24 protein-coding genes and 1 tRNA gene are annotated in these 22,562 nt (G+C 70.9%); 13 read left to right on the top strand and 12 right to left on the bottom strand.

The annotated features are described in order from the left end of the window. The 3 genes from IO20_RS0128225 to IO20_RS0128215 form a co-directional block, all read left to right on the top strand. Nucleotides 1–238, top strand: a 238-nt coding sequence (locus IO20_RS0128225; protein WP_030554388.1) for a MerR family transcriptional regulator, incomplete at its 5' end; no start/stop codon positions are given. A 222-nt stretch (nucleotides 239–460) separates the two neighbouring features. Further along, nucleotides 461–922 carry a DUF6325 family protein gene (locus tag IO20_RS0128220; RefSeq protein WP_030554390.1) on the top strand — a complete coding sequence of 154 codons (462 nt, stop codon included), beginning with the start codon at nucleotides 461–463 and terminating at the stop codon, nucleotides 920–922. A gap of 30 nt (nucleotides 923–952) precedes the next feature. After that, a complete protein-coding gene (locus tag IO20_RS0128215; protein ID WP_030554391.1) occupies nucleotides 953–1,240 on the top strand; it encodes an SHOCT domain-containing protein in 288 nt (95 codons plus the stop codon). A 110-nt stretch (nucleotides 1,241–1,350) separates the two neighbouring features. Here the strand turns inward: IO20_RS0128215 and IO20_RS0128210 are convergent. From IO20_RS0128210 to IO20_RS0128200, 3 genes are all read right to left on the bottom strand, one after another. After that, a tRNA-Pro gene (locus IO20_RS0128210) sits at nucleotides 1,351–1,424 on the bottom strand. A 38-nt stretch (nucleotides 1,425–1,462) separates the two neighbouring features. Next, on the bottom strand, nucleotides 1,463–2,200 hold the full coding sequence (locus IO20_RS0128205; RefSeq protein ID WP_030554392.1) for a Pr6Pr family membrane protein: 738 nt from the start codon (nucleotides 2,198–2,200) through the stop codon (nucleotides 1,463–1,465). A gap of 17 nt (nucleotides 2,201–2,217) precedes the next feature. Next, a complete protein-coding gene (locus IO20_RS0128200; RefSeq protein WP_030554394.1) occupies nucleotides 2,218–3,156 on the bottom strand; it encodes a metallophosphoesterase in 939 nt (312 codons plus the stop codon). A gap of 74 nt (nucleotides 3,157–3,230) precedes the next feature. Between IO20_RS0128200 and IO20_RS0128195 the strand changes: the two genes are divergently transcribed. Then, a complete protein-coding gene (locus IO20_RS0128195; RefSeq protein WP_030554395.1) occupies nucleotides 3,231–3,695 on the top strand; it encodes a GatB/YqeY domain-containing protein in 465 nt (154 codons plus the stop codon). A 122-nt stretch (nucleotides 3,696–3,817) separates the two neighbouring features. Here the strand turns inward: IO20_RS0128195 and IO20_RS0128190 are convergent, their stop codons facing one another. After that, nucleotides 3,818–6,055, bottom strand: a complete 2,238-nt coding sequence (locus IO20_RS0128190; RefSeq protein WP_030554397.1) for a transglycosylase domain-containing protein — start codon at nucleotides 6,053–6,055, stop codon at nucleotides 3,818–3,820. A 525-nt stretch (nucleotides 6,056–6,580) separates the two neighbouring features. Here IO20_RS0128190 and IO20_RS0128185 point away from each other — a divergent pair. Next, complete coding sequence (locus IO20_RS0128185) at nucleotides 6,581–6,925, top strand: WhiB family transcriptional regulator (protein ID WP_030554398.1); 345 nt, start codon at nucleotides 6,581–6,583, stop codon at nucleotides 6,923–6,925. Between the two features lie 83 nt (nucleotides 6,926–7,008). On the opposite strand, the gene bagB is transcribed toward IO20_RS0128185, so the two are convergent. Both bagB and bagA read right to left on the bottom strand, forming a co-directional pair. Beyond that, nucleotides 7,009–8,292 (bottom strand): ATPase BagB, encoded by a 1,284-nt coding sequence (gene bagB, locus IO20_RS0128180; protein ID WP_030554399.1) that lies wholly within the window; start codon nucleotides 8,290–8,292, stop codon nucleotides 7,009–7,011. Nucleotides 8,293–8,456: 164 nt separating this feature from the next. Then, entirely contained in the window at nucleotides 8,457–9,422 is a 966-nt protein-coding gene (gene bagA / locus IO20_RS0128175; protein ID WP_030554401.1) for an ATPase BagA, read from the bottom strand. A 135-nt stretch (nucleotides 9,423–9,557) separates the two neighbouring features. On the opposite strand from bagA, the gene sp36 reads away from it, so the two are divergent. The 5 genes from sp36 to IO20_RS0128150 all read left to right on the top strand — a co-directional run bounded on the left by sp36 (nucleotide 9,558) and on the right by IO20_RS0128150 (nucleotide 13,142). Continuing rightward, on the top strand, nucleotides 9,558–9,716 hold the full coding sequence (gene sp36 / locus IO20_RS39940; protein WP_015034547.1) for a Sp36 family protein: 159 nt from the start codon (nucleotides 9,558–9,560) through the stop codon (nucleotides 9,714–9,716). Further along, complete coding sequence (locus IO20_RS0128165; protein ID WP_030554403.1) at nucleotides 9,713–10,183, top strand: RidA family protein; 471 nt, start codon at nucleotides 9,713–9,715, stop codon at nucleotides 10,181–10,183. Before sp36 ends, IO20_RS0128165 begins: the two co-directional genes overlap by 4 nt. Nucleotides 10,184–10,291: 108 nt before the next feature. Then, nucleotides 10,292–11,284 (top strand): NUDIX hydrolase, encoded by a 993-nt coding sequence (locus IO20_RS0128160; RefSeq protein ID WP_051874698.1) that lies wholly within the window; start codon nucleotides 10,292–10,294, stop codon nucleotides 11,282–11,284. Next, complete coding sequence (locus IO20_RS0128155) at nucleotides 11,281–12,111, top strand: MBL fold metallo-hydrolase (protein WP_030554406.1); 831 nt, start codon at nucleotides 11,281–11,283, stop codon at nucleotides 12,109–12,111. Before IO20_RS0128160 ends, IO20_RS0128155 begins: the two co-directional genes overlap by 4 nt. 146 nt (nucleotides 12,112–12,257) lie before the next feature. Beyond that, nucleotides 12,258–13,142, top strand: a complete 885-nt coding sequence (locus tag IO20_RS0128150) for a prohibitin family protein (RefSeq protein WP_030554407.1) — start codon at nucleotides 12,258–12,260, stop codon at nucleotides 13,140–13,142. Nucleotides 13,143–13,225: 83 nt separating this feature from the next. On the opposite strand, the gene IO20_RS0128145 is transcribed toward IO20_RS0128150, so the two are convergent. Continuing rightward, complete coding sequence (locus IO20_RS0128145; RefSeq protein ID WP_015034542.1) at nucleotides 13,226–13,900, bottom strand: Crp/Fnr family transcriptional regulator; 675 nt, start codon at nucleotides 13,898–13,900, stop codon at nucleotides 13,226–13,228. Between the two features lie 230 nt (nucleotides 13,901–14,130). On the opposite strand from IO20_RS0128145, the gene nth reads away from it, so the two are divergent. The 3 genes from nth (at nucleotide 14,131) to IO20_RS0128130 (ending at nucleotide 17,009) form a co-directional block, all read left to right on the top strand. Continuing rightward, on the top strand, nucleotides 14,131–14,979 hold the full coding sequence (nth, locus tag IO20_RS0128140) for an endonuclease III (protein WP_030554409.1): 849 nt from the start codon (nucleotides 14,131–14,133) through the stop codon (nucleotides 14,977–14,979). A 78-nt stretch (nucleotides 14,980–15,057) separates the two neighbouring features. Beyond that, nucleotides 15,058–15,762: an NUDIX hydrolase gene (locus IO20_RS0128135; protein WP_030554410.1), complete on the top strand. Its 705-nt coding sequence runs from the start codon at nucleotides 15,058–15,060 to the stop codon at nucleotides 15,760–15,762. A 47-nt stretch (nucleotides 15,763–15,809) separates the two neighbouring features. Beyond that, nucleotides 15,810–17,009: a MarP family serine protease gene (locus tag IO20_RS0128130; RefSeq protein WP_030209029.1), complete on the top strand. Its 1,200-nt coding sequence runs from the start codon at nucleotides 15,810–15,812 to the stop codon at nucleotides 17,007–17,009. 52 nt (nucleotides 17,010–17,061) lie between these two features. On the opposite strand, the gene IO20_RS0128125 is transcribed toward IO20_RS0128130, so the two are convergent. The 5 genes from IO20_RS0128125 to acs form a co-directional block, all read right to left on the bottom strand. After that, complete coding sequence (locus IO20_RS0128125) at nucleotides 17,062–17,259, bottom strand: hypothetical protein (RefSeq protein ID WP_030554412.1); 198 nt, start codon at nucleotides 17,257–17,259, stop codon at nucleotides 17,062–17,064. Nucleotides 17,260–17,378: 119 nt separating this feature from the next. Continuing rightward, entirely contained in the window at nucleotides 17,379–18,320 is a 942-nt protein-coding gene (locus IO20_RS0128120) for an alpha/beta fold hydrolase (RefSeq protein WP_030209032.1), read from the bottom strand. After that, nucleotides 18,317–18,802, bottom strand: a complete 486-nt coding sequence (locus IO20_RS0128115) for a phage holin family protein (RefSeq protein WP_030554414.1) — start codon at nucleotides 18,800–18,802, stop codon at nucleotides 18,317–18,319. The genes IO20_RS0128120 and IO20_RS0128115 overlap by 4 nt, the downstream gene beginning before the upstream one ends. Nucleotides 18,803–18,838: 36 nt before the next feature. Continuing rightward, a complete protein-coding gene (gene nhaA / locus IO20_RS0128110) occupies nucleotides 18,839–20,251 on the bottom strand; it encodes a Na+/H+ antiporter NhaA (protein ID WP_030554415.1) in 1,413 nt (470 codons plus the stop codon). 253 nt (nucleotides 20,252–20,504) lie between these two features. Then, nucleotides 20,505–22,460, bottom strand: coding sequence for an acetate--CoA ligase (gene acs / locus IO20_RS0128105; RefSeq protein WP_030554417.1), 1,956 nt, complete (start codon nucleotides 22,458–22,460; stop codon nucleotides 20,505–20,507). Nucleotides 22,461–22,562 lie beyond the last annotated feature (102 nt).

Genomic DNA, 22,562 nt, shown 5'->3' with positions numbered 1-22,562 from the left:
CCGTGCCATCGGCGAAGCCCGCCTGATCACCCCGCTGCGCTCGGAGGGCGGCCACCGCCGCTACTCCCGCTACCAGCTGCGCATCGCCGCCCGCGCCCGGGAACTCGTCGACCAGGGCACCCCCATCGAAGCCGCCTGCCGCATCATCATCCTCGAGGACCAGCTCGAAGAGGCCCAGCGCATCAACGCCGAATACCGCCGCGCAGCCGAGTCGTCCGGACCGTCGACCGACGCCTGAGGCGAGGGAGTGGGGCGCTTGGTGAGCGAACCCGGAAACCACGCAGAGGCCTGACCCGCACACGCGGATCAGGCCCCTGACCTGGTCGGGAAGGGTGAACATGCGGAGCGTTCCGGCCAGTGCTGCAATGGACCAAGAGCTCCGTCCGACCATCCCCCGCGGAATGCGGCAGGGATGAAACGGGCGTGGCCAAGTCCTGCGAGCGGCGTGTACGGAGTGGCCATGAGCGACGTTCTGGAAGACATGGGACCGGTGGACTTCCTGGTCATCGAGTTCCCGGGCAACCGCATGACGGGTGAGGGCTTCCCCCTCCTTCTCGATCTGGTGGACCGAGGCGTCATCCGCGTTCTCGACCTCCTGTTCGTCCGAAAGGACGTCGACGGAAGCGTCGTCGGTCTGGAGCTGGCGGATCTGGACGGTGACGGCCGGCTCGACCTGTCCGTGTTCGAGGGCGCCTCGTCCGGGCTTCTGGGCCAGGACGACATCGAGGAGGCGGGGAGGGCGCTCGAACCCGGTAACGCGGCCGGAATCCTGGTGTACGAGAACCTCTGGGCCGCTCCCCTCGCGCGGGCGCTGCGGCGCGGCGGTGCGCAACTCGTGGCGGGCGGACGCATCCCCGTACAAGCCCTCCTGGCCTCGCTCGAAGCCGCGGAGGCGACAGAGGGTGACGGGCCCGCCGCCTGACGCCCCTGAGGACAAGCAAGGAGCACCGACATGCCAGGACTTCTTCGAGGTGTGGCACGCACCGCCGTGGTGGCCGGGACGGCGACCGCGGTCTCCAACCGGGTCTCACGGCGCCAGGCGGGCCGCTGGGCCCAACAGGAACCGGTGGCACCGGAACAGCCTGCGCCGGCACCTCCCCCGGCGCCGGCGCCCGCCGCACCGGTCGACGACATGAGCGCCAAGATCTCCCAGCTCAAGGAACTCGGACAGCTGAAGGAACAAGGCGTCCTGACCGAGGAGGAGTTCGCGGCGCAGAAGAGCCGGATCCTCGCCTCGTGACACCACCCGCCGCCCGCCGCGGTGCCCCGGGCCTGCCGAAAAGCTCCCGGAAACCACTCAGGGGCCTGATCCACTGAATGGATCAGGCCCCTGAACTGGTCTTACGGCTGTCGGGGTGGCGGGATTTGAACCCACGACCTCTTCGTCCCGAACGAAGCGCGCTGCCAAGCTGCGCTACACCCCGATGTCGCTGCTCTGTTGTTCTCGTCGCGGCGACATCGATTACTTTAGCCCACGCGCGCGCTGAGACGAAATCCGGTTTCCGGGGCGTCGCGGCGCTGGTCGGACGCGGTCGAGGCCGACCAGCGCGAGGCCCAGGGCGTAGAAGGCCGCGCCGAGGACGACGGCGTTCGTGAGGACGGCGGCGTAGCCGAGCGCGGCGACGTCCAGGAAGGGGTACGTGTAGCGGGTCGGGGCGCCGGGGGAGAGCAGGGCGCCGCGGGTGAGCGCGAAGGTCAGGTAGAGGCCGGGGAGCGCGAGCCACTGGGCCGCGTGGCGCCACCTCAGCGCTCCCGGCAGGGTGAGCAGCAGGAAGTCGAGGGCCGTGCCGATCGGGGTGACGGTGTGGAGGAGCTGGTTGGCCACCGCCTTCGCGCCGGTCAGGCGGGCGATCTCGGCGGCCTGGTCGAACTCGCTCGCCTCGTTGTCCAGGACCAGGTGGAAGACGAGGCCGACCACCGTGATGCAGAGCAGGACGCCGCCGGTCCACAGGGCGGGGAGCGGCGGGCGGCGGGTCCAGGCGCGGACGGCGCCCCAGCCGAGGGCGACGGCGACCAGCATGTTGGACCAGACGGTGAAGAAGCTCAGGACGACGAGAACGTTCCCGTACACGCACTCGATCACGAGCCCCGTCGCAGCGGACAGGGCGATCAGGCCCCGGAAGGCCGCCGCGTACGGGCGCGGCGGGGCGGCGGGCATGACGGCGGAGGCCGGCACGGCCGCCGAGCGTGGCGTGAGCATGCCCTCACCGTAGGGGCTCAGGCGCGGGCCGTCAGGGTGAGCAGGGTGACCTCGGGCGGGCAGGCGAAGCGGACCGGGGTGTACCGGTTGGTGCCGCAGCCCGCCGAGACGTGCAGGTAGGAGGTCCGGTCGCCGACCGTGTGGGTGGAGAGCCCCTTCACCCGGTCGGTGTCCAGGTCGCAGTTGGTGACCAGCGCCCCGTAGAAGGGAATGCAGAGCTGCCCGCCGTGGGTGTGCCCGGCGAGGATCAGCTCGTACCCGTCGGCCGTGAAGGCGTCGAGCGAGCGCAGGTACGGGGCGTGGACCACGGCAAGCGTGAAGTCCGCCGTCGCGTCGGGGCCGCCGGCCACCCGCTCGTACCGGTCGCGCTTGATGTGCGGGTCGTCGAGACCGGTGAACGCCAGCTCCGCGTGCGGCAGTCGGAGCCGGCCGCGGGTGTTGGTGAGGTTGACCCAGCCCGCCGCGTCGAAGGCGTCCCGCATCCCCTCCCAGGGATTGTGGACGGCGCCGACTGCGGGCTTGTTGCCGTTGAGGCCGTGGCGGCCCTGCGCCTTCTCCAGGAGGTAGCGGGCGGGGTTGCGCAGCTTGGGCCCGTAGTAGTCGTTGGACCCGAAGACGTACACCCCGGGGAACTCCATCAGCGGGCCGAGCGCGTCGAGCACCTCCGGCACCGCCTCCGGATCGGACAGGTTGTCACCGGTGTTGACGACGAAGTCCGGGCGGAGCCCCGCGAGGGACTGGAGCCAGGCGCGCTTCTTGCGCTGACCGCTCACCATGTGGATGTCGGAGACCTGGAGGACCCGCAGGTCGCTCATGCCGGGAGGGAGCACCGGCACCGTCACGCGGCGGAGCCGGAACGAGCGGGCCTCGTAACCGGCCGCGTAGACGATTCCGGCGGCGGCCGTCGCCGTGAGGCCTGCCGTGATCTTCAGGGGGAGCCCGTACCGTGCGCGCATCCCCCCATCGTCGCAGACCCGTGGAGCGTAAATGCGCGGGCGGGTGCGGCTGCTCACCTGACACACTTGACCTCATGACCACGCTGAAGGCGAAGCTCCAGGCCGACCTCAACGCCGCGATCCGGGAGCGCGACGAACTGCGCTCCTCGACTCTGCGGCTGACCATCACCGAGATCTCCAAGCAGGAGGTCGCGGGCAAGACCAAGCGCGAACTCTCCGACGACGAGGTGCAGAAGGTGATCGCCAAGGAGGCGAAGAAGCGCCGCGAGGCCGCGGACGCCTTCGCCCAGGGCGGTCGCGCCGAGTCCGCCGAGCGGGAGCGGGCCGAGGGCGTGCTCCTCGACGCGTACCTCCCGAAGCAGCTCAGCGACGAGGAGCTCGACGGGATCGTCGCGGCGGCCGTCGAGGAGGCGAAGGCGGCGGGCGCCGAGGGCCCGCGTGCCATGGGCGCCGTCATGAAGATCGTGAACCCGAAGGTGGCCGGCCAGGCCGAAGGCGGCCGGGTCGCGGCCTCGGTGAAGAAGCTGCTCGCGGGCTGATCCGGGCGCGAAGCCGGTACGTCCGCGAGTCGGTGCGTGTCGGCGCTGAGCTGGTATGAGGAAGGGCGCCCCACCACGGTGGGGCGCCCTTCCTCATACCTCTGCGGCTACGGCCCGTGGCGTCAGCGGTTTCCGCCGCGGCCGTTTCCGTTTCCGCCGGTCAGCATCTCCGGCGGGATCGTGATCCCGGGGAACGGGTTGGTCGGGTCGGTGTCGCCCGGCTTGTCGCCACCCGGCTTGCGGGGTTTGTTCGGGCCCTCGTCGCCCTCCTCCGGGTCCTTGGGCTTCTCGGCCCTCGGTACGGAGACGGGGTTGAACTGCGGCCTCTCGGAGGGGTCCAGGGCGCCCGTCATCGCGATCCTCCAGATGGGACCGGGGAGGCAGCCACCGCAGACCTTGTCGTAGTAGACGCCGCCGATGGTGATGCCGAACATCTCGTCGCGCTTGCCGACGTCGTCACCGACCCAGACGGCGGTCGACAGGTTCGGCGTGTAGCCCACGAACCAGGCGTCCTTGCGGCCCTCGGTGGTACCGGTCTTGCCCGCGTTGTCCCGGTCGCTCAGACCGGCTCGGGTACCGGTGCCGTCCTCGACGACGCCCTTCAGCATCTGGTTGATGGTGTCGGCGGTCCGGTCGCTCATCGCGCGCGTGCACTTGGTCTGCGGCACGTTGAGCTTGTCGCCGTTGGCGGCCTTGACCGACTCGATCGCGACCGGGGTGCAGTACATGCCGCGGTTGGCGAAGGTCGCGTAGACGGAGGCCATGTCGAGCGGGGTGCTCTCCAGGCTGCCGAGCGTGGCGGAGGGGCTCTGCCTGATGGGCTTGCCCAGCTCGCGCTCGTAGCCCACCTTCTTCGCCATCGTCAGCGTCTCGCAGAGGCCGGCCATCTGCTCCAGCTTGGCGAAGTAGGTGTTGATGGACTTGCCGAGGGCGCTCGTCATGTCGTACGCCCCCTTCTCCGACTCGAGCTCGTTCTGGACCGGCCACTCCTGGTTGCCCGCCGGCCTGCCGTCGCAGCGCGTGAAATCGCTCTCCTGCATGGCGATCTTCCACGGCGTGTCGAAGCTCTGCGCCGGGCTCAGCCCCTTCTCCAGGGCGGCGGCGGCCGTGATCGGCTTGAAGGTCGAGCCGACCGGGAAGCCGTACGTGGTGCCGCCCATCTTGCTGCCGACGGCGAGGTTGAGCGTGGTCTGGTGCTGCTTCTGGTCCAGGCCGTACGGGCGGGACTGGCTCATCGACAGGATCTTGCCGGTGCCCGGCTGGACCTGGACGACGGCGGTCGCGACCCCGTCGTCCTTGTTCACCTTGGCCACGGCGGCCTCGTTGGTCGCCGCCTGCGCCTTCGGGTCGAGCGTGGTCCTGACGGTGAGACCGCCCAGGTTCCACAGCTTCTGGCGCTCTTCGGACGTCTTGCCGAAGATCGGGTCCGTGAGGATCGTCTTGCGGACGTAGTCGCAGAAGAAGCCGGCGCCGTCGACGGCGGTGATGCAGCCGTTCTTCGGGGTCTTGACCTTCAGCTTGAGCGGGGCCGCCTTCGCCTTGTCCGCCTCGGCCTGACTGACGTCCCCGACGTCGGCCATCCGCTGGAGGACGACGTTGCGGCGCTTGGTGGCTTCCTGGATGTCGTTGATGGGGTCGTAGCGGCTCGGCGACTGGACCAGGCCGGCCATCATCGCGGCCTCGCCCAGGTTCAGGTCGGCGGCGTGCTTCGAGAAGTACCGCTGCGAGGCGGCCTCGATGCCGTAGGCCTGCTGCCCGAAGAACGTGATGTTGAGGTAGTTCTCCAGGATCTTGTGCTTGCCCAGCTCCTCCTCGACCTGGATCGCGAACTTCAGCTCGCGGACCTTGCGGCCGATGGTCTGCTGGGTGGCCTGCGCGACCTTCTCGGGGTCGTCACCCGCCTCCTCGACGAAGACGTTCTTCACGTACTGCTGGGTGAGCGTCGACGCGCCCTGCGCGACCCCGCCCTCCTGCGCGTTGCGGTTGATCGCGCGCAGCACGCCCTTGAGGTCGATCGCCCCGTGCTCGTAGAAGCGCCCGTCCTCGATCGCGACGATCGCCTTCTGCATGTACGGGGAGATCTTGTCCAGCGGCACGACCTTCCGGTCCCGCGAGTACACCGTGGCGAGAAGCCCGCCCTCGGAGTCGAGGATCGTGGTGCGCTGACTCAGCGGTGGGGTCTTCAGGTTGGAGGGGATCTCGTCGAAACCCTCCACCGTGCCCTTCGCGGCCAGCCCGAGTGCGCCGGCCGCGGGCAGGGCGATGCCTGCCAGCACGGCTCCGGCGAGCACACTGACACCGAGGAACTTGGCGGCCTGCTGGGTCCCGGTCAGACCACCGCCCGAGCGCTTCTTTGCCATGGGGGGCAGCCTAATCCGAAGTTCTGTGCGTACCGCAGAGCGGGGGCTTCTCGGAGCGTTCGCGTACCAGACCGTGACATCCAGGGGCCGCCGGGGCGTGGCCGCGCCGCCCGGGCGCCGACGTTCTCATTCGCCGGACAGGCGTATATGCCTTGGCCTAAGCTGCTCCCAACTGTCACAGCAGTGTGGTCCCGCATCACGGCCCGGGTGTGACAGCGGCGCACGTTCCCGTGACCCCGAAACACGGGAACCTCGTGTCCGAATCCAGCTCATGTGTCACGCGGTGCCCGAAGTGGCCGCGCCGAGGACGGGCATGTCTGAGCGCTATGTCCGCTATCACACGCATGTCCTTCGCTCACTCCCCTGGGTGATCTGACGCGTACGCATAGTCCGTTCGGGCCATCCAAGATTGGGCCCGAAGGGGGTGTTGCGCTGTGTCTACCTTCCGTAACGTCCCAACTGGCAGCGGTGAATATGCCGCTGCCGCCGTGGGGGAGCCTCGATTCGGGAGAGGACGGCGCCGGTATGGGCTGGGTAGCTGACTGGAGTGCGCAGGCGGCCTGCCGCACTACCGATCCGGATGAACTTTTCGTGCAGGGAGCGGCACAGAACAGGGCAAAGGCGGTGTGCACCGGATGCCCGGTGCGGACCGAGTGCCTCGCCGACGCCCTCGACAACCGCGTGGAGTTCGGTGTGTGGGGCGGCATGACGGAGCGCGAGCGTCGCGCACTGCTGCGCCGCAGGCCGACCGTCACCTCGTGGCGCCGGCTGCTGGAGACCGCGCGCACGGAGTACGAGCGGGGAGCGGGCCTGCTGCCCGCGTCGATCGAGGACGACGCGACGTACGAGGCGTATGCCGCCGTGAGCTAGGGCGTCCCGGGGCCAGGGGGTGTCATGGGCGCCCCGGCGGAACAGGGCGAAGGGTCAGGGCCGGACAGGCGCTGGACCCCCGGTCAGGCCGAAGGTCTTCCTCCGGTCGTGAGCCGGTCACCGATGGCCCGCAGCCCGGCGAGGTCGTGCACATCGCCGGGCAGGGCCGCCACCTCGGTCACCGCCACCTCGGGGTGGAGCGCCGTGAAGCGGTCACGTGTGCGCTGCTCACGCGCGAGCACCCGCATGCGCTCGGCATGCAGGTGCAGGAGGCCCGCGGTGAGATGTCGTACGTCTACGTCTGTTTCCTGTGCCGGTTCGGCTGTGGGGGCAGCCTCGGGTACGGGAGTTGCGGCGGCGGTGGCGAGATCGGACGGCTCGGACTCCGTGGTCGGGGAGCCACTGCGACCAGTCTTCCCGCCCCTCTGATCCACAATGCGCCCCTCGTCAAGATTTTCCGCAGCCGCCCGCGCCCGCTCGGCCGACAGTCGGGCGGCACCACTGCCGTGCACCCGGTTGAGGACGAGACCCGCGAGGGGCATCCCCTCGGCGGCCAACCGCTCCACGAAGTACGCCGCCTCGCGCAGCGCGTCGCGCTCGGGCGTGGCCACCACGAGGAACGCCGTGCCCGGGGCCTGGAGCAGCCGGTACGTGGCGTCCGCGCGGGTACGGAAACCGCCGAACATCGTGTCCATCGCCGCGACGAACGTCTGCACGTCCTTGAGGAACTGACCCCCGAGCAGTTTTCCGAGGGTCCCGGTCATCATCGACATGCCGACGTTGAGGAACTTCATCCCGGCCCGGCCGCCCACCTTCGCCGGCGCCATCAGCAGCTTGATGAACGTGCCGTCGAGGAAGGACCCGAGCCGCTTCGGCGCGTCCAGGAAGTCCAGGGCGGACCGCGACGGCGGGGTGTCCACGACGATCAGGTCCCACTCGTCGCGCGCCCGGAGCTGCCCCAGCTTCTCCATCGCCATGTACTCCTGCGTACCGGCGAATCCTGCCGAGAGGGACTGGTAGAAGGGGTTCTCCAGGATCGCCCGCGCCCGCTCGGGGTCCGCGTGCGCCTCGACGATCTCGTCGAAGGTCCGCTTCATGTCCAGCATCATGGCGTGCAGTTCGCCGCCGTCGGAGCCCTTGATGCCCGTGACCTTCCGCGGGGTGTTGTCGAGGGAGTCGATCCCCATCGACTGGGCGAGGCGGCGGGCCGGGTCGATGGTGAGGACGACGACACGCCGGCCGCGCTCCGCCGCCCGCACGCCGAGGGCCGCGGCCGTCGTCGTCTTGCCGACCCCGCCGGCACCGCAGCAGACGATGATGCGGGTGCCCAGGTCGTCGATCAGCGGGTCGAGCCGGAGGACAGGCACGGCGTCGAGCCCGCTCGAACCGGGCTCCGCGTCAGGCCCGCTCGAATCGGCTGCCGTGTCGCGCCCGCTCGAACCGGGTGCCGTGTCGCGCCCGCTCGGATCGGAAGTCGTGTCGCGCTCGTCCGGACCGGGAGCCGTGCCGCGCTCGTCCGTCGCCTTCTCCGTCACGCGTCGCCCACCCCTTGCCTCCGCAGTTCCTTCGCCAGTCGGTAGAGCCCAGCGATGTCCGCCCCGTCCCCCAGGAAGGGAAGCTCGAACGAGGGGACGCCGACACCGTCCAGGACCGCGCGCTGCGCCCGCTCCAGCTCCACCCGCCGGGCGTGCTCGGCGGCCTGGTCGAGCAGCGGCTCGACCAGCCTCGTGGCGCCCGTGACGCCCGCGGACGCCAGCGTCCTGGCGATGGCCTCCCGGTGGTCGCCGGAGGCGGCCCGTACCGCCGCCTCGTCGAGGACGTGCGGCCTGACCATGTTCACCACCACCCGCCCCACCGGCAGTTCGGCCTCCCGCAGCTCCGCGATGCCGTCCGCCGTCTCCTGGACCGGCATCTCCTCCAGGAGGGTCACCAGATGGACGGCCGTCTCGGGGGACTTGAGGACCCGCATGACGGCCTGCGCCTGGTTGTGTATCGGACCGATCCTGGCCAGGCCCGCCACCTCGTCGTTCACGTTGAGGAAGCGGGTGATGCGGCCGGTCGGCGGCGCGTCCATGACCACGTGGTCGTAGGTGTGCCCGCCGTGCTTCTCGCGCCGCCGGACCGCCTCACAGGCCTTGCCGGTCAGCAGGACGTCCCGTACGCCCGGCGCTATCGTCGTCGCGAAGTCGATCGCGCCCAGCTTCTTCAGGGCGCGCCCCGCACCGCCCAGTTTGTAGAACATCTGGAGGTAGTCGAGGAGCGCGCGCTCGGCGTCGATCGCCAGCGCGTACACCTCCCCGCCGCCCGGGGCGACGGCGATCTTGCGTTCCTCGTAGGGAAGCGCTTCCGTCTCGAAGAGCTGTGCGATGCCCTGCCTGCCTTCGACCTCGACGAGGAGGGTGCGCTTGCCCTCCGTCGCGAGGGCGAGCGCGAGGGCGGCGGCGACCGTCGTCTTACCGGTACCACCCTTGCCGCTGACGACCTGAAGCCTGCTCACGTAGTCGAGCCTAACCACTGGCGGCGGCGCCCAATCAGGAGGCTGCCCCGGAGAAGCCCCCTAGGGGGAGCTTCGGGGCGGCGGCGGGGGGCCGCCTCGAAGGGCACCCCCGCGGCAGCGGATACAGTCGCCTCCATGACCAAGTGGGAGTACGTCACGGTGCCGCTTCTGGTGCACGCGACCAAGCAGATTCTGGACACCTGGGGCGAGGACGGCTGGGAGCTCGTCCAGGTCGTACCCGGGCCGAACAACCCCGAGCAGCTCGTGGCCTACCTGAAGCGGGCCAAGTCGTGAGCGGGGCCGTCGAGGCGAAGCTCGCCGAGCTGGGCCTGACCCTGCCGGCGGTCGTGCCGCCGCTGGCCGCCTACCAGCCGGCCGTGCAGTCGGGCGCGTACGTCTACACCTCGGGCCAGCTCCCGATGGTGGACGGCAAGCTCCAGCTGAGCGGCAAGGTCGGCGGCGAGGTCACCGCGGAGGAGGCCAAGCAGCTCGCGGCCACCTGCGCGCTGAACGCGCTCGCGGCCGTGAAGTCGGTCGCCGGTGACCTGGACCGGATCAAGCGGGTCGTGAAGGTCGTCGGCTTCGTCGCCTCCGCCCCCGACTTCACCGGGCAGCCGGGCGTCATCAACGGCGCCAGCGAGCTCCTCGGCGCCGTCCTCGGCGACAAGGGCGTGCACGCGCGCAGCGCCGTCGGCGTGGCCGTGCTGCCGCTCGACGCCCCGGTCGAGGTCGAGGTCCAGGTGGAGCTGGCCGAGGCCTGACCTCCTCGCGGCGGCCTCTTCGCCGTACGTCGAGAGCCGGTTCCCCGCGCGTACCGCGTGAGGGGATCGGCTCTCGTGCATTCCGGTGCTTGCGCATAGCATCCGGCCATGTCGAATGGTCAGTGGTACCCGCCCGAGTGGCCCGACCGCATCCGCGCCCTCGCCGCCGGTGAGCTCGTCCCGGTGGCCCCCCGGCGCGCCGCGACCGTCCTGCTCCTGCGGGACGCGGCCGCCGGGCCCGACGTCCACATGCTGCGCCGCCGTACCTCCATGGCCTTCGCGGGCGGCGCGTACGCCTACCCCGGCGGTGGTGTCGACCCGCGCGACGAGCATCCGGTGCGCTGGGCGGGGCCCTCGCGGGAGACCTGGGCGGCCCGCCTCGGCCTCGACGACCCCGCGCAGGCCCAGGCCGTGGTCTGCGCCGCCGTACGAGAGACGTACGAGGAGGCGGGCGTGCTGCTCGCAGGGCCGACCGAGGACACCGTGGTCGGCGACACGACCGGCGATGACTGGGAGCGGGACCGGGAGGCGCTGGTCGCCCGGGAGCTTTCCTTCGCCGACTTCCTCGACCGGCGGGGGCTCGTGCTCCGCTCCGACCTGCTCGGCGCGTGGGCCCGCTGGATCACGCCGGAGTTCGAGCAGCGCCGGTACGACACCTGGTTCTTCGTGGCCGCGCTGCCGGCCGGGCAGCGCACCAGGAACGCCTCCACGGAGGCCGACCGCACCGTCTGGATCCGTCCGGCGGAGGCCGCCGCCGGCTACGACCGGGGCGAGCTGACGATGATGCCGCCGACGATCTCGACCCTGCGGGCCCTGGAGGGGTACGGGACGGCGGCCGAGGCGCTCGCGGGGGCCGCGGAGCAGGATCTGACGCCGGTGCTCGCACAGGCGCGTCTGGAGGGCGACGAGCTGGTCCTGAGCTGGCCGGGACACGAGGAGTTCACCAAGATCATCCCGGCGGGATCGGCGGGTTCGGCGAGTGCGGCAGGGCCGGTGGGTCCGGCGGGTTCGGCGAGTGCGGCAGGTCCGGTGGGTCCGGCGGATTCAGCGAGTGCGGCAGGTCCGGCGGGATCGGTGGGATCAGCGGGAGGCGAGCGATGAGCGACGCCGCCGCCCTGCCGGGACAGCCGCGCGGAGTCGTGGTCTCCGGGCCGGCGACCGCCCGCGCCGTGAACGTCCTCGCGCCGAACCCGTCCGCGATGACCCTCGACGGCACCAACACCTGGCTCCTCTCCGAGCCCGGCTCGGAACTCGCCGTCGTGGTCGACCCGGGCCCGCTCGACGAGGGCCATCTGGGCCGGGTGATCGAGACCGCGGAGAAGCTCGGCAAGCGGGTCGCGCTCACCTTGCTGACCCACGGCCACCCGGACCACGCCGAGGGCGCGGGCCGCTTCGCCGAGCTGACCGGGACGGCCGTACGGGCCCTCGACCCGGCGCTGCGGCTCGGCGACGAGGGACTCGGCGCCGGGGACGTGGTGTCGGTCGGCGGTCTCGAGCTGCGGGTCGTCCCGACGCCCGGCCACACCTCGGACTCGCTCTCGTTCCATCTGCCGGCCGACCGGGCGGTGCTCTCGGGGGACACCGTCCTGGGGCGCGGGACGACGATCGTGGCGCATCCGGACGGGCGGCTGGGTGACTACCTGGACTCGCTGCGCCGGCTGCGGTCGCTCACGGTCGACGACGGGGTGCACACGGTCCTGCCGGGGCACGGGCCGGTCCTGGAGGACGCCCAGGGGGTCCTGGAGTTCTATCTCGCGCACAGGGCGAGCAGGCTCGCTCAGGTGGAGGCGGCGGTCGTGAGCGGCCACCGGACGGCGGCGGAGGTCGTCGCCCATGTGTACGCGGACGTGGACCGCTCGCTGTGGCCCGCCGCCGAGCTGTCCGTACGGGCACAGCTGGAGTACCTGCGGGAGCGTGGCCTGATCTGACGGCCGCGCCCGGGGGAGGGGCTCATGGGGCGGCAGTGACGCCCTGGGTGGTTCTGCCGGGACCCGGCATGGTCCAGGGGACACGCCATGCTTTACGGTCCCTTTACATCGGCAGTATCAGTAGTCGTTTCATCGGGGGGATTCTCGTGTTCGTCCTGGCCATCATCCTGCTCATCGCGGCGGGCGTGCTCTTCGCCGTGGGGCGGTCCACGGACCGCTCTCCCTTGCGCCTCGGCGCGCTGGGCGCGCTCATCGCCGCCCTCCTCGCGGGCGTCACCAGCATCATCCACGTCGTCGGCGCGTACGAGGTCGGCGTGCCCGTGACCTTCGGCAAGGTGGGTACGCCCATGACGCCCGGCGTGAACGTGATCTCGCCGTTCACGACGGTCACCACCTTCTCCACCCGCCCCGTGGACCTCAACCTCTCCGACCGGGACGTCGTCGAGGTGCGTTCCTCGCAGGGCGGCGTGATGGAGGTCGAGGTGACGGTGAAGTGGGCCGTCGCGCCGACCAAGGCCGTGGAGCTGTACCGGCTCGCCGGCAGCGAGGCCGCCATCCAGCAGCGGCTGGTCTTCCCGGACAGCCGGGAGATCATCCGCAACGTCTTCGCCCGCCACACCAGCGAAGAGGGCTACAGCTCGGCTCGCGAGAAGATCAACGCCGAGATCGGCGAGCTGGTCAAGGAGCGGCTCGCCCCGCGCGGCATCGACGTGACCACGGTCAACCTGCGCAACGTGAAGCCGTCCAAGGCGCTGCAGGACCAGATCGACCGCAAGATCCAGCAGCAGCAGGCCACCGAGCGTGCCCTTGAGGCCGCCCGCACCGCCAAGGCCGAGTCCGACCGGCGCCGGATCGAGGCGGAGGGCATCGCCCGCGCCAACAAGATCCTCAACGAGTCGCTGACGGACAGGGTCCTGATGAACCAGTGCATCGACGCGTTCAAGGAGGCCGCGGCGCAGAACCCGATCTACACCGTGCCCTGCGCGAACGGTTCCTCGGCCCCGGTGATCGTGGACGGTTCCAAGCGCTGACTCGCTGGTCAGCGCATACGCGAAAGGCCGCCCCGGTCGTCGGACCGGGGCGGCCTTTCACGTACGGCGTCGTACGGCGGTGGCTACCGCGAGCGCTTCGCGAGGCGCTCCACGTCGAGGAGGATCACGGCGCGGGCCTCCAGACGCAGCCAGCCGCGCTGGGCGAAGTCGGCGAGCGCCTTGTTGACCGTCTCGCGGGAGGCGCCGACCAGCTGGGCCAGCTCCTCCTGGGTGAGGTCGTGCACGACGTGGATGCCCTCCTCGGACTGCACGCCGAAGCGGCGCGACAGGTCGAGGAGCGCGCGGGCGACACGGCCCGGGACGTCGGAGAAGACCAGGTCGGACATCTGGTCGTTGGTCTTGCGGAGGCGGCGGGCGACCGCGCGGAGCAGCGCGGTGGCCACCTCCGGGCGGGCGTTCAGCCAGGGCTGGAGGTCGCCGTGGCCCAGGCCGAGCAGCTTCACCTCGGTCAGCGCGGTAGCGGTCGCGGTGCGCGGGCCCGGGTCGAACAGCGACAGCTCGCCGATCAGCTCGCCGGGGCCGAGGACGGCCAGCATGTTCTCGCGGCCGTCGGGGGAAGTGCGGTGCAGCTTCACCTTGCCCTCGGTGACCACGTACAGGCGGTCGCCGGGGTCGCCCTCGTGGAAGAGAGCGTCGCCACGGGCGAGCGTCGCCTCACTCATCGAGGCGCGCAGCTCGGCAGCCTGCTCGTCATCGAGCGCCGCGAAGAGCGGGGCGCGCCGCAGAACGTCGTCCACGAGTTCTCTCCATACTGTCGACCTGCTCAGGGACCTGCGTCCCATGATGCCGGACGTACAAAACAGTGCGATCAATCACAACAAGTTTGACGTACGGAGCCGCCGGTCCGTACGTCAGGGGCCCGATTGGGGGCTGATCGGCCACGCCCGGGGCGGATGTCGGTGTCGGCCCCTAGGCTGGTCGGGTGTCCAACTCGCCGGTGAGAGCGCAGGCCAAGGGGGCTGAAAGAGTGTCGGCCGAAGGTAATTCCGCCGTGGGCGAACACGGCGTGTCGAAACGGGTGAAAGCCGCGAATCGGAAGGCGGTGAAGCCCGAATCGCGGCTCGCGATGGTCCGCAGGGCCCGCAAGATCAACCGCGAACTGGCCGAGGTCTATCCGTACGCCCACCCCGAGCTCGACTTCCGCAATCCCTTCGAGCTGCTCGTCGCCACGGTCCTCTCCGCCCAGACCACCGACCTGCGGGTCAACCAGACCACCCCTGCCCTCTTCGCCAGGTACCCCACGCCGGAGGACCTCGCCGCCGCCGTGCCCGAGGAGGTCGAGGAGCTCATCCGCCCCACCGGCTTCTTCCGCGCCAAGACCAAGTCGATCATGGGTCTCGCCGCCGTCCTCAGGGACGACTTCGGGGGCGAGGTCCCCGGCCGCCTGGACGACCTCGTCAAGCTGCCCGGCGTCGGCCGCAAGACCGCCTTCGTCGTCCTCGGCAACGCCTTCGGGGTCCCCGGCATCACCGTGGACACCCACTTCATGCGACTGGTCCGGCGCTGGAAGTGGACCGAGCAGGATGACCCGGTGAAGATCGAGGCGGAGATCGCCGAGATCTTCCCGAAGAGCGAGTGGACGATGCTCTCGCACCGGGTGATCTTCCACGGCCGCCGGATCTGCCACGCCCGCAAGCCCGCCTGCGGCGCCTGCCCGATCACCCACCTATGCCCCTCGTACGGAGAAGGCGAGACCGACCCCGAGAAGGCGAGGAAGCTGCTCAAGTACGAGAAGGGCGGCTTCCCCGGCCAGCGGCTCAACCCGCCGCCCGGCTACCCCGGCCTCCCTGCGCCGCCCCTCGGCGCGGGCGACTGAGCCCGGCCCCCGGACGGCCCCGACGGCCCCGGGAACGAACCCGTCCACCGATGGCGTTGTGCAACAACGGGGGTGCCTATGACGCGCACTGACGAAGAGATCCACGAGCCCGGCACCGGCGGGCTGGTCAGCCGCGACGGGCTGCCCGACTGGCTCGGGCCCGTCGACCGGGCCGCCCGCACGGTCGAGCCCGAGCAGCTGAGCCGCTTCCTGCCGCCCGCGAGCGGCGCCGGACGCCAGTCCGCCGTCCTCGTCCTCTTCGGCGAGGGGGAGCGCGGCCCCGAGCTGCTGCTCATGGAGCGCGCCGGCAGCCTGCGCTCGCACGCCGGACAGCCCTCCTTCCCCGGCGGCGCCCTCGACCCCGAGGACGGCGACCCGGCCGACGGCGGCCTGCTGCGGGCCGCCCTGCGCGAGGCCCAGGAGGAGACCGGCCTCGACCCGGCGGGCGTCCAGCTCTTCGGCGTGCTGCCCCGGCTCTACATCCCCGTCAGCGGCTTCGTCGTCACCCCGGTCCTCGGCTGGTGGCGCGCCCCCAGCCCGGTCGGGGTCGTCGACCCCGGAGAGACCGCCCGGGTCTTCAGCGTCCCCGTGGCGGATCTCACGGATCCCGCCAACCGCGCCACGGCGATCCACCCGAGCGGCCACCAGGGCCCCGCGTTCCTCGTCGCATCGGCTCTGGTCTGGGGTTTCACGGCCGGGGTGATCGACCGCCTGCTGCACTTCTCCGGCTGGGAGCGCCCCTGGGACCGGTCCAAGCAGGTCCCGCTCGACTGGCGCTCATGACAGGCTGAACCCCGGCGACCGGAAACGAATCTGCGAGGCAATTGACGGTGAACGTGCTGGACATCTTGTTGCTGCTCGCCGCCGTGTGGTTCGCGATCATCGGTTACCGCCAGGGATTCGTGGTCGGCATCCTGTCCGTGATCGGCTTCCTCGGCGGCGGCCTCGTCGCCGTTCTGCTGCTTCCGGTCCTCTGGGACCAGCTGACCGACAGCAGCGAGGTCTCCACCACGGCGACGGTCGTCTTCGTGATGGTGGTCATCGTCTGCGCCTCCGTCGGCCAGGCCTTCACCACCCACCTCGGCAACAAGCTGCGCCGCCACATCACCTGGTCACCCGTGCGCGCCCTGGACGCCACCGGCGGCGCCCTGGTCAACGTCGTCGCGATGCTGCTCGTGGCCTGGCTCATCGGCTCGGCCCTCGGCGGCTCCTCGCTGACCGCCCTGAGCAAGCGGGTGAAGGACTCGATGGTGCTGCGAGGCGTCGAGGAGGTGATGCCGGATCAGGTCTCCGGCTGGTTCGACGACTTCAGCTCGACACTGGCCCGCAACGGCTTCCCGCAGGTCTTCGACCCCTTCGTGAACGAACCCATCACCGAGGTCCTGCCCCCGGACCCGGCGCTCGTCGGCAGCCCCGTCGCCGCCCGCGCCCAGCGCTCCATCGTCAAGGTCGTCGGCACGGCGCAGAGCTGCGGCAAGGTCCTCGAAGGGACCGGCTTCGTCTTCGCGGAGCGCCGGGTCATGACCAACGCCCATGTGGTCGGCGGAGTCGACGAGCCGACCGTCCAGATAGGGGGCGAGGGCAAGACGTACGACGCCAAGGTCGTCCTCTACGACTGGCAGCGCGACATCGCCGTCCTGGACGTGCCGGACCTGAAGGCCACCCCGCTGCGCTTCACCGAGGACGACGCCCGCAGCGGCGACAACGCGATCGTCGCCGGGTTCCCGGAGAACGGCTCGTACGACGTGCGCTCGGCGCGCGTGCGGGGCCGTATCAACGCCGACGGACCCGACATCTACCGCCGTGGCGATGTGCGCAGGGACGTGTACTCGCTGTACACGACGGTGCGGCAGGGCAACTCAGGCGGCCCGCTCCTCACCGAGGACGGCGAGGTGTACGGCGTGATCTTCGCCCGCTCCCTCGACGACCCGAACACCGGCTACGCCCTGACGGTCGACGAGATCCGCGAGGACATCGAGCGCGGCCGGACCGCCGACCAGCAGGTCGACAGCCAGGCCTGCGCTCTGTAGGTCCCCGCCCGGTCGGCCCCGGGCCCACCCTCCGGGGCGGGCCCGGGGCCGACTAGGCGGTGTCGCGGGGATGCCGGAGTCTGGCCGAGACCCAGCGGGCCCGGCGGCGCAGGATGCGGGAGATCCCCACGTCCTGCACGGTGTGCGCGCCGCCGGCGTCCGGCGGGCCACCCCCCTCGCGGGAACTCGGCGCGGCGGCCGAGCGGCGGTTGCGTGCTGTCGTGTCACCGTAGTCGTGCGTCCAGCCCATACCTCGACGTCTGCCCGTGGCCCAAGGTCGGTAACCGCCTGAGGGCCCGCCAATTGGAGTATGCGCGGGGCACATGGCCGTTCGAAGGAAGTCTGTACGCCCCTGCGGGAGAGGGCCCGTCAGCGGTCGGGCTCGGGGTCCTTCAGCCAGTTGACCAGCTCCGTGGAGAAGGCCACCGGGTCCTCCTCGTGCGGGAAGTGACCGAGTCCGTCGAAGAGCCGCCAGCGGTACGGCGCCTCCACGTACTCGCCCGACCCCGCCGCGCTCCTGGTCCGCATCACCGGGTCGAGGGAGCCGTGCAGATGGAGCGTCGGCACCCGCACCGGCCGCTTCATGCGCCGGTTGAACTGGATGCCGTCCGGGCGGGCCAGGGAGCGCACCATCCAGCGGTACGGCTCGATCGAGCAGTGCGCCGTCGACGGGATCAGCATCGCCCGCCGGTACACCTCGATCGCCTCGTCGTCCGCGTCGCGCCGGGGCTGCGGTCCCGACCAGTCCCGGATCAGCTCACCGACGAGCGCCGCGTCGTCCGCGACGAGCTGACGCTCCGGCAGCCACGGCCGCTGGAAGCCCCAGACGTGCGAGCCGGCCCGCGACTGGGCGAAGTCGGAGAGCATCGCCGAGCGCCAGCGGCGCGGGTGCGGCATCGAGGAGACCGCGAGCCGGCGCACCAGCTTGGGCCGCATCACGGCCGCCGTCCAGGCGAGGTATCCGCCGAGGCCGTGCCCGACGAGCGCCGCGTCCGGCTCGCCGAGCGAGCGCACGACGCCGGTGATGTCGAGGGCGAGGTTGGCGGGGTCGTAACCCCGGGGGGTGCGGTCGCTGCCGCCCACCCCGCGCAGGTCCATCGCGACCGCCCGGAACCCCGCGTCGGCGAGCGCGGGCAGCTGGTGGCGCCAGGTCCACCAGAACTGCGGGAAACCGTGCAGCAGCAGCACCAGCGGCCCGTCGCCCATCTCGGCGATGTGGAAACGCGCGCCGTTGGCGGCCACGTCGCGATGGGTCCAGGGCCCGTCGAGCCGTACGGGCCCGCCGTTGCCGTTGCTCTCGGGAAGGGTCATACGGACGAGCGTGCCACAGACTCGGCCTTCTCAAGGGCCGGGCGCTGGGCCGGACGGGGGTGCGGCTTCGCGTTCTGCATGATCGCCGCGGTCTGCTTCGCAGAGGCGATGGACCTCTCCGGCGGCTTCACCTTCTTGAACTTGGCGACGGCGATCGCCCCGAGGAGGCCCGCCACCAGCACGTTGAAGGCGAACGACAGGAGGAAGCACCAGACGAGGTTCCAGCCTCCGTTGCCGTTGTGGCCGCCGGTCCAGGTGTTGATCGCGTACGCGAGCGCGAAGCTCAGCATCGGCAGCGAGAACAGCAGTACCACCAGGGCGCCGACACCCAGGATGCTGCCGATCCCGCCACGCTTGACGTCCTGCCGCAGCTCGGCCTTGGCCAGGGCGATCTCATCGTGCACCAGCGCGGACATCTCGGCGGTCGCCGAGGCGACCAACTGGCCGAGGCTGCGCTCGGTTCCGTCGAACGGGTCGCTCATCGGTGCTCCCTCTTCTCTTCTGCGGTCCGACTCAGATCATGCCGGACGGTCGGCCTCATCGCGCGGTGCCCCCGCCAGTTGGGCGCGCTCCCTGTGTTCGGCGGCCTTCCGTTCGTGGATCTCGGCCATCCTCAGGTGGTACGCCGGGTTGTCCTCCTCGTAGATGTCGGGGATGCCGTCCTCGTCGTCGTCGCGCTCCTCTGCGGCGACGAGCGACTGGTACCTGCGGACCCGCAGCTTCAGCAGGACGGAGGCGAGGACGGCCGCGATCAGGGAGCCCATCAGGACGGCGGCCTTCACCTCGTCGGTGAGGGCGGCATCCCCGGCGAAGGCGAGTTCGCCGATGAGGAGCGAGACCGTGAAGCCGATTCCGGCGAGGGAGGCCACGGCGAACACGTCCGGCCAGGCCAGGTCGGGATTGAGCTCGGCCCGGGTGAAGCGGGCGGCCAGCCAGGTGCCGCCGAAGATGCCGACGGCCTTGCCGACGACCAGGCCGAGGACCACGCCCAGGGTGACCGGCTGGGTGAAGACGTTCCCGATCGCGCCGCCGGAGACGCTGACGCCCGCCGAGAAGAGCGCGAACAGCGGTACGGCGAGGCCGGCCGAGATCGGGCGCACGAGGTGCTCGATGTGCTCGCCGGGGGAGTGCTGCTCGCCGTCCCGGGTGGTGCAGCGCAGCATCAGGCCCATGGAGACGCCGGCGATCGTGGCGTGGACGCCGCTGTTGTACATCAGCGCCCAGATGACCAGGGCCAGCGGCACGTACACGTACCAGCCCCGCACGCCCTTGCGGAGCAGCAGCCAGAAGAGGACGAGGCCCGCGACGGCGCCGCCGAGCGCGGCGAAGTTCAGGTCGCTGGTGAAGAAGATCGCGATGATCAGGATCGCGAAGAGGTCGTCGACGACGGCCAGGGTGAGCAGGAAGGCGCGCAGCGCGGACGGCAGCGAGGTGCCGATGACGGCGAGGACGGCGAGCGCGAAGGCGATGTCGGTCGCGGTGGGCACGGCCCAGCCGTCCATCGAGCCGTTGCCGAGGGCGTTGACCAGGACGTAGACGAGGGCGGGCGCGGCCATGCCGCAGAGGGCGGCGACGACGGGGAGCGCGGCGGCCCTGGGGTCGCGCAGCTCGCCCGCGACGAGCTCGCGCTTGAGTTCGATGCCGGCGACGAAGAAGAAGATCGCGAGGAGGCCGTCGGCGGCCCAGTGCTGGATCGACAGGTCGAGACCGAGGGCGGCGGGGCCGATGTGGAAGTCGCTGACCGCCTCGTAGCTGCCGCTCAGCGTGTTGGCCCAGACGAGGGCGGCGACGGCGGCGACGAGGAGCAGTACGCCGCCGAGGGTCTCGGTGCGCAGGGCGTCGGCGAGATAGCGCCGCTCGGGGAGGGAGAGACGGCCGAGGAACCTGCGGTCGTCGTGCTTGCGGTCGTCGGTCGGTGCGGGGGCGGCCACGGGGATCCTCCGGTCGGGCGGGCAGGACGAATCACATTGCCGACCAGACTTCCCGGCGCACCTAGGTTCTCTTGTCGCGTCACTGACGCGGTCTTTACTTTACCTAACGAGCGCGGGCGACGTCCGGCGGGATTCACTTTAGGGAGCTTTGCCTTGTTCGTCCCGTCGGCTGTGGCGAGACGCGAACGCCCGCCCCCATGGACTCGGGGCGGGCGTGCGCGGGGTACGGGCCGGGCGCTCGTACGGGTGGGGCTCAGTCCTCGCTGGAGGCGGCCGGCAGCTGGGTCTGGATGAGCGACATGACCGAGGAGTCGGTCAGCGTGGTGACGTCACCCAGCTCACGGTTCTCGGCGACGTCGCGCAGCAGACGGCGCATGATCTTGCCCGAGCGGGTCTTCGGCAGCTCCGCCACCGGCAGGACCCGCTTCGGCTTGGCGATCGGGCCGAGGGTCGCGCCGACGTGGTTGCGCAGCTCGGCGACCAGGCCCTCGTCCTGGCTCGCCGTACCGCGCAGGATGACGAAGGCGACGATCGCCTGACCGGTCGTCTCGTCGGCGGCGCCGACGACGGCCGCCTCGGCGACGGACGGGTGGGAGACGAGGGCCGACTCGACCTCGGTGGTCGAGATGTTGTGCCCGGAGACGAGCATGACGTCGTCGACCCGGCCGAGCAGCCAGATGTCGCCGTCCTCGTCCTTCTTGGCGCCGTCACCGGCGAAGTACTTGCCCTCGAAGCGGGACCAGTACGTGTCGATGTAGCGCTGGTCGTCGCCCCAGATGGTGCGGAGCATCGACGGCCACGGCTCGGTGAGGACCAGGTAGCCGCCGCCGCCGTTCGGCACCTCGTTGGCCTCGTCGTCGACGACGGTGGCCGCGATGCCCGGCAGCGGACGCTGGGCGGAGCCCGGCTTGGTCTCGGTGACGCCCGGCAGCGGCGAGATCATCATCGCGCCGGTCTCGGTCTGCCACCACGTGTCCACGATCGGGGTCTTCCCTGCGCCGATGTGCTCGCGGTACCAGACCCAGGCCTCGGGGTTGATCGGCTCGCCGACCGAGCCGAGGACGCGGAGGCTGGAGAGGTCGAACTTCGCGGGGATGTCGTCTCCCCACTTCATGAACGTGCGGATCGCGGTCGGCGCCGTGTAGAGGATCGTGACGCCGTACTTCTGCACGATCTCCCAGAACCGGCCCTGGTGCGGGGTGTCCGGGGTGCCCTCGTACATGACCTGCGTCGCGCCGTTGGCCAGCGGGCCGTAGACGATGTACGAGTGCCCGGTGACCCAGCCGATGTCGGCGGTGCACCAGTAGACGTCGGTCTCCGGCTTGAGGTCGAAGACGGCGTGGTGGGTGTACGCGGCCTGGGTGAGGTAGCCGCCGGAGGTGTGCAGGATGCCCTTCGGCTTCCCCGTGGTGCCCGAGGTGTAGAGGATGAAGAGCGGGTGCTCCGCCTCGAAGGCCTCCGGGGTGTGCTCGGCGGACTGGCGGGCGACGATGTCGTCCCACCACACGTCGCGGCCCTCGGTGAAGGCGGTCTCCTGGCCCGTACGGCGGACCACGAGGACGTGCTCGACCTGCGGACACTTGGCGACGGCCTCGTCGATGGCGGGCTTGAGGGCGCTCGGCTTGCCCCGGCGGTAGCCGCCGTCGGCCGTGACGACCAGCTTGGCGTCGGCGTCCTGGATACGGGAGGCGACGGCGTCGGCCGAGAAGCCGCCGAAGACCACCGAGTGGGCGGCGCCGACGCGGGCGCAGGCCAGCATCGTGATGGCGGCCTCGGGGATCATCGGCAGGTAGACGGCGACCCGGTCGCCCTTGCGGACGCCCAGCTCGGTCAGGGCGTTGGCCGCCTTGGAGACCTCGTCCTTGAGCTCGGCGTACGTGATCGCGCGGCTGTCGCCCGGCTCGCCCTCGAAGTGGATGGCGACCCGGTCGCCGTGGCCGGCCTCGACGTGGCGGTCGACGCAGTTGTACGCCACGTTCAGCTCGCCGTCGGCGAACCACTTGGCGAACGGCGGGTTCGACCAGTCGAGCGTCTCGGTCGGCTCGGTGGCCCAGGTCAGGCGCTTGGCCTGCTCGGCCCAGAAGCCCAGCCTGTCCGCCTTGGCCTGCTCGTACGCCTCCGCCGTCACGTTGGCGTGCGCGGCCAGCTCGGCGGGCGGCGAAAATCGACGCTCTTCCCGAAGCAGATTGGCCAGGCTTTCGTTGCTCACGACATCTCCCTTTCCCAGGGCGTCCTCTGTGCGTATGTGTCCCGCGTCATAGCTCATCAGTCAGATGCCCGGGTGACAAGAGCCTCCGGACAATTGGTTTAG

It is taken from the genome of Streptomyces exfoliatus, assembly GCF_000725545.1.
Taxonomy (GTDB): Bacteria; Actinomycetota; Actinomycetes; order Streptomycetales; family Streptomycetaceae; genus Streptomyces; species Streptomyces exfoliatus.
This window is presented reverse-complemented; position numbering and strand designations above follow the sequence as displayed.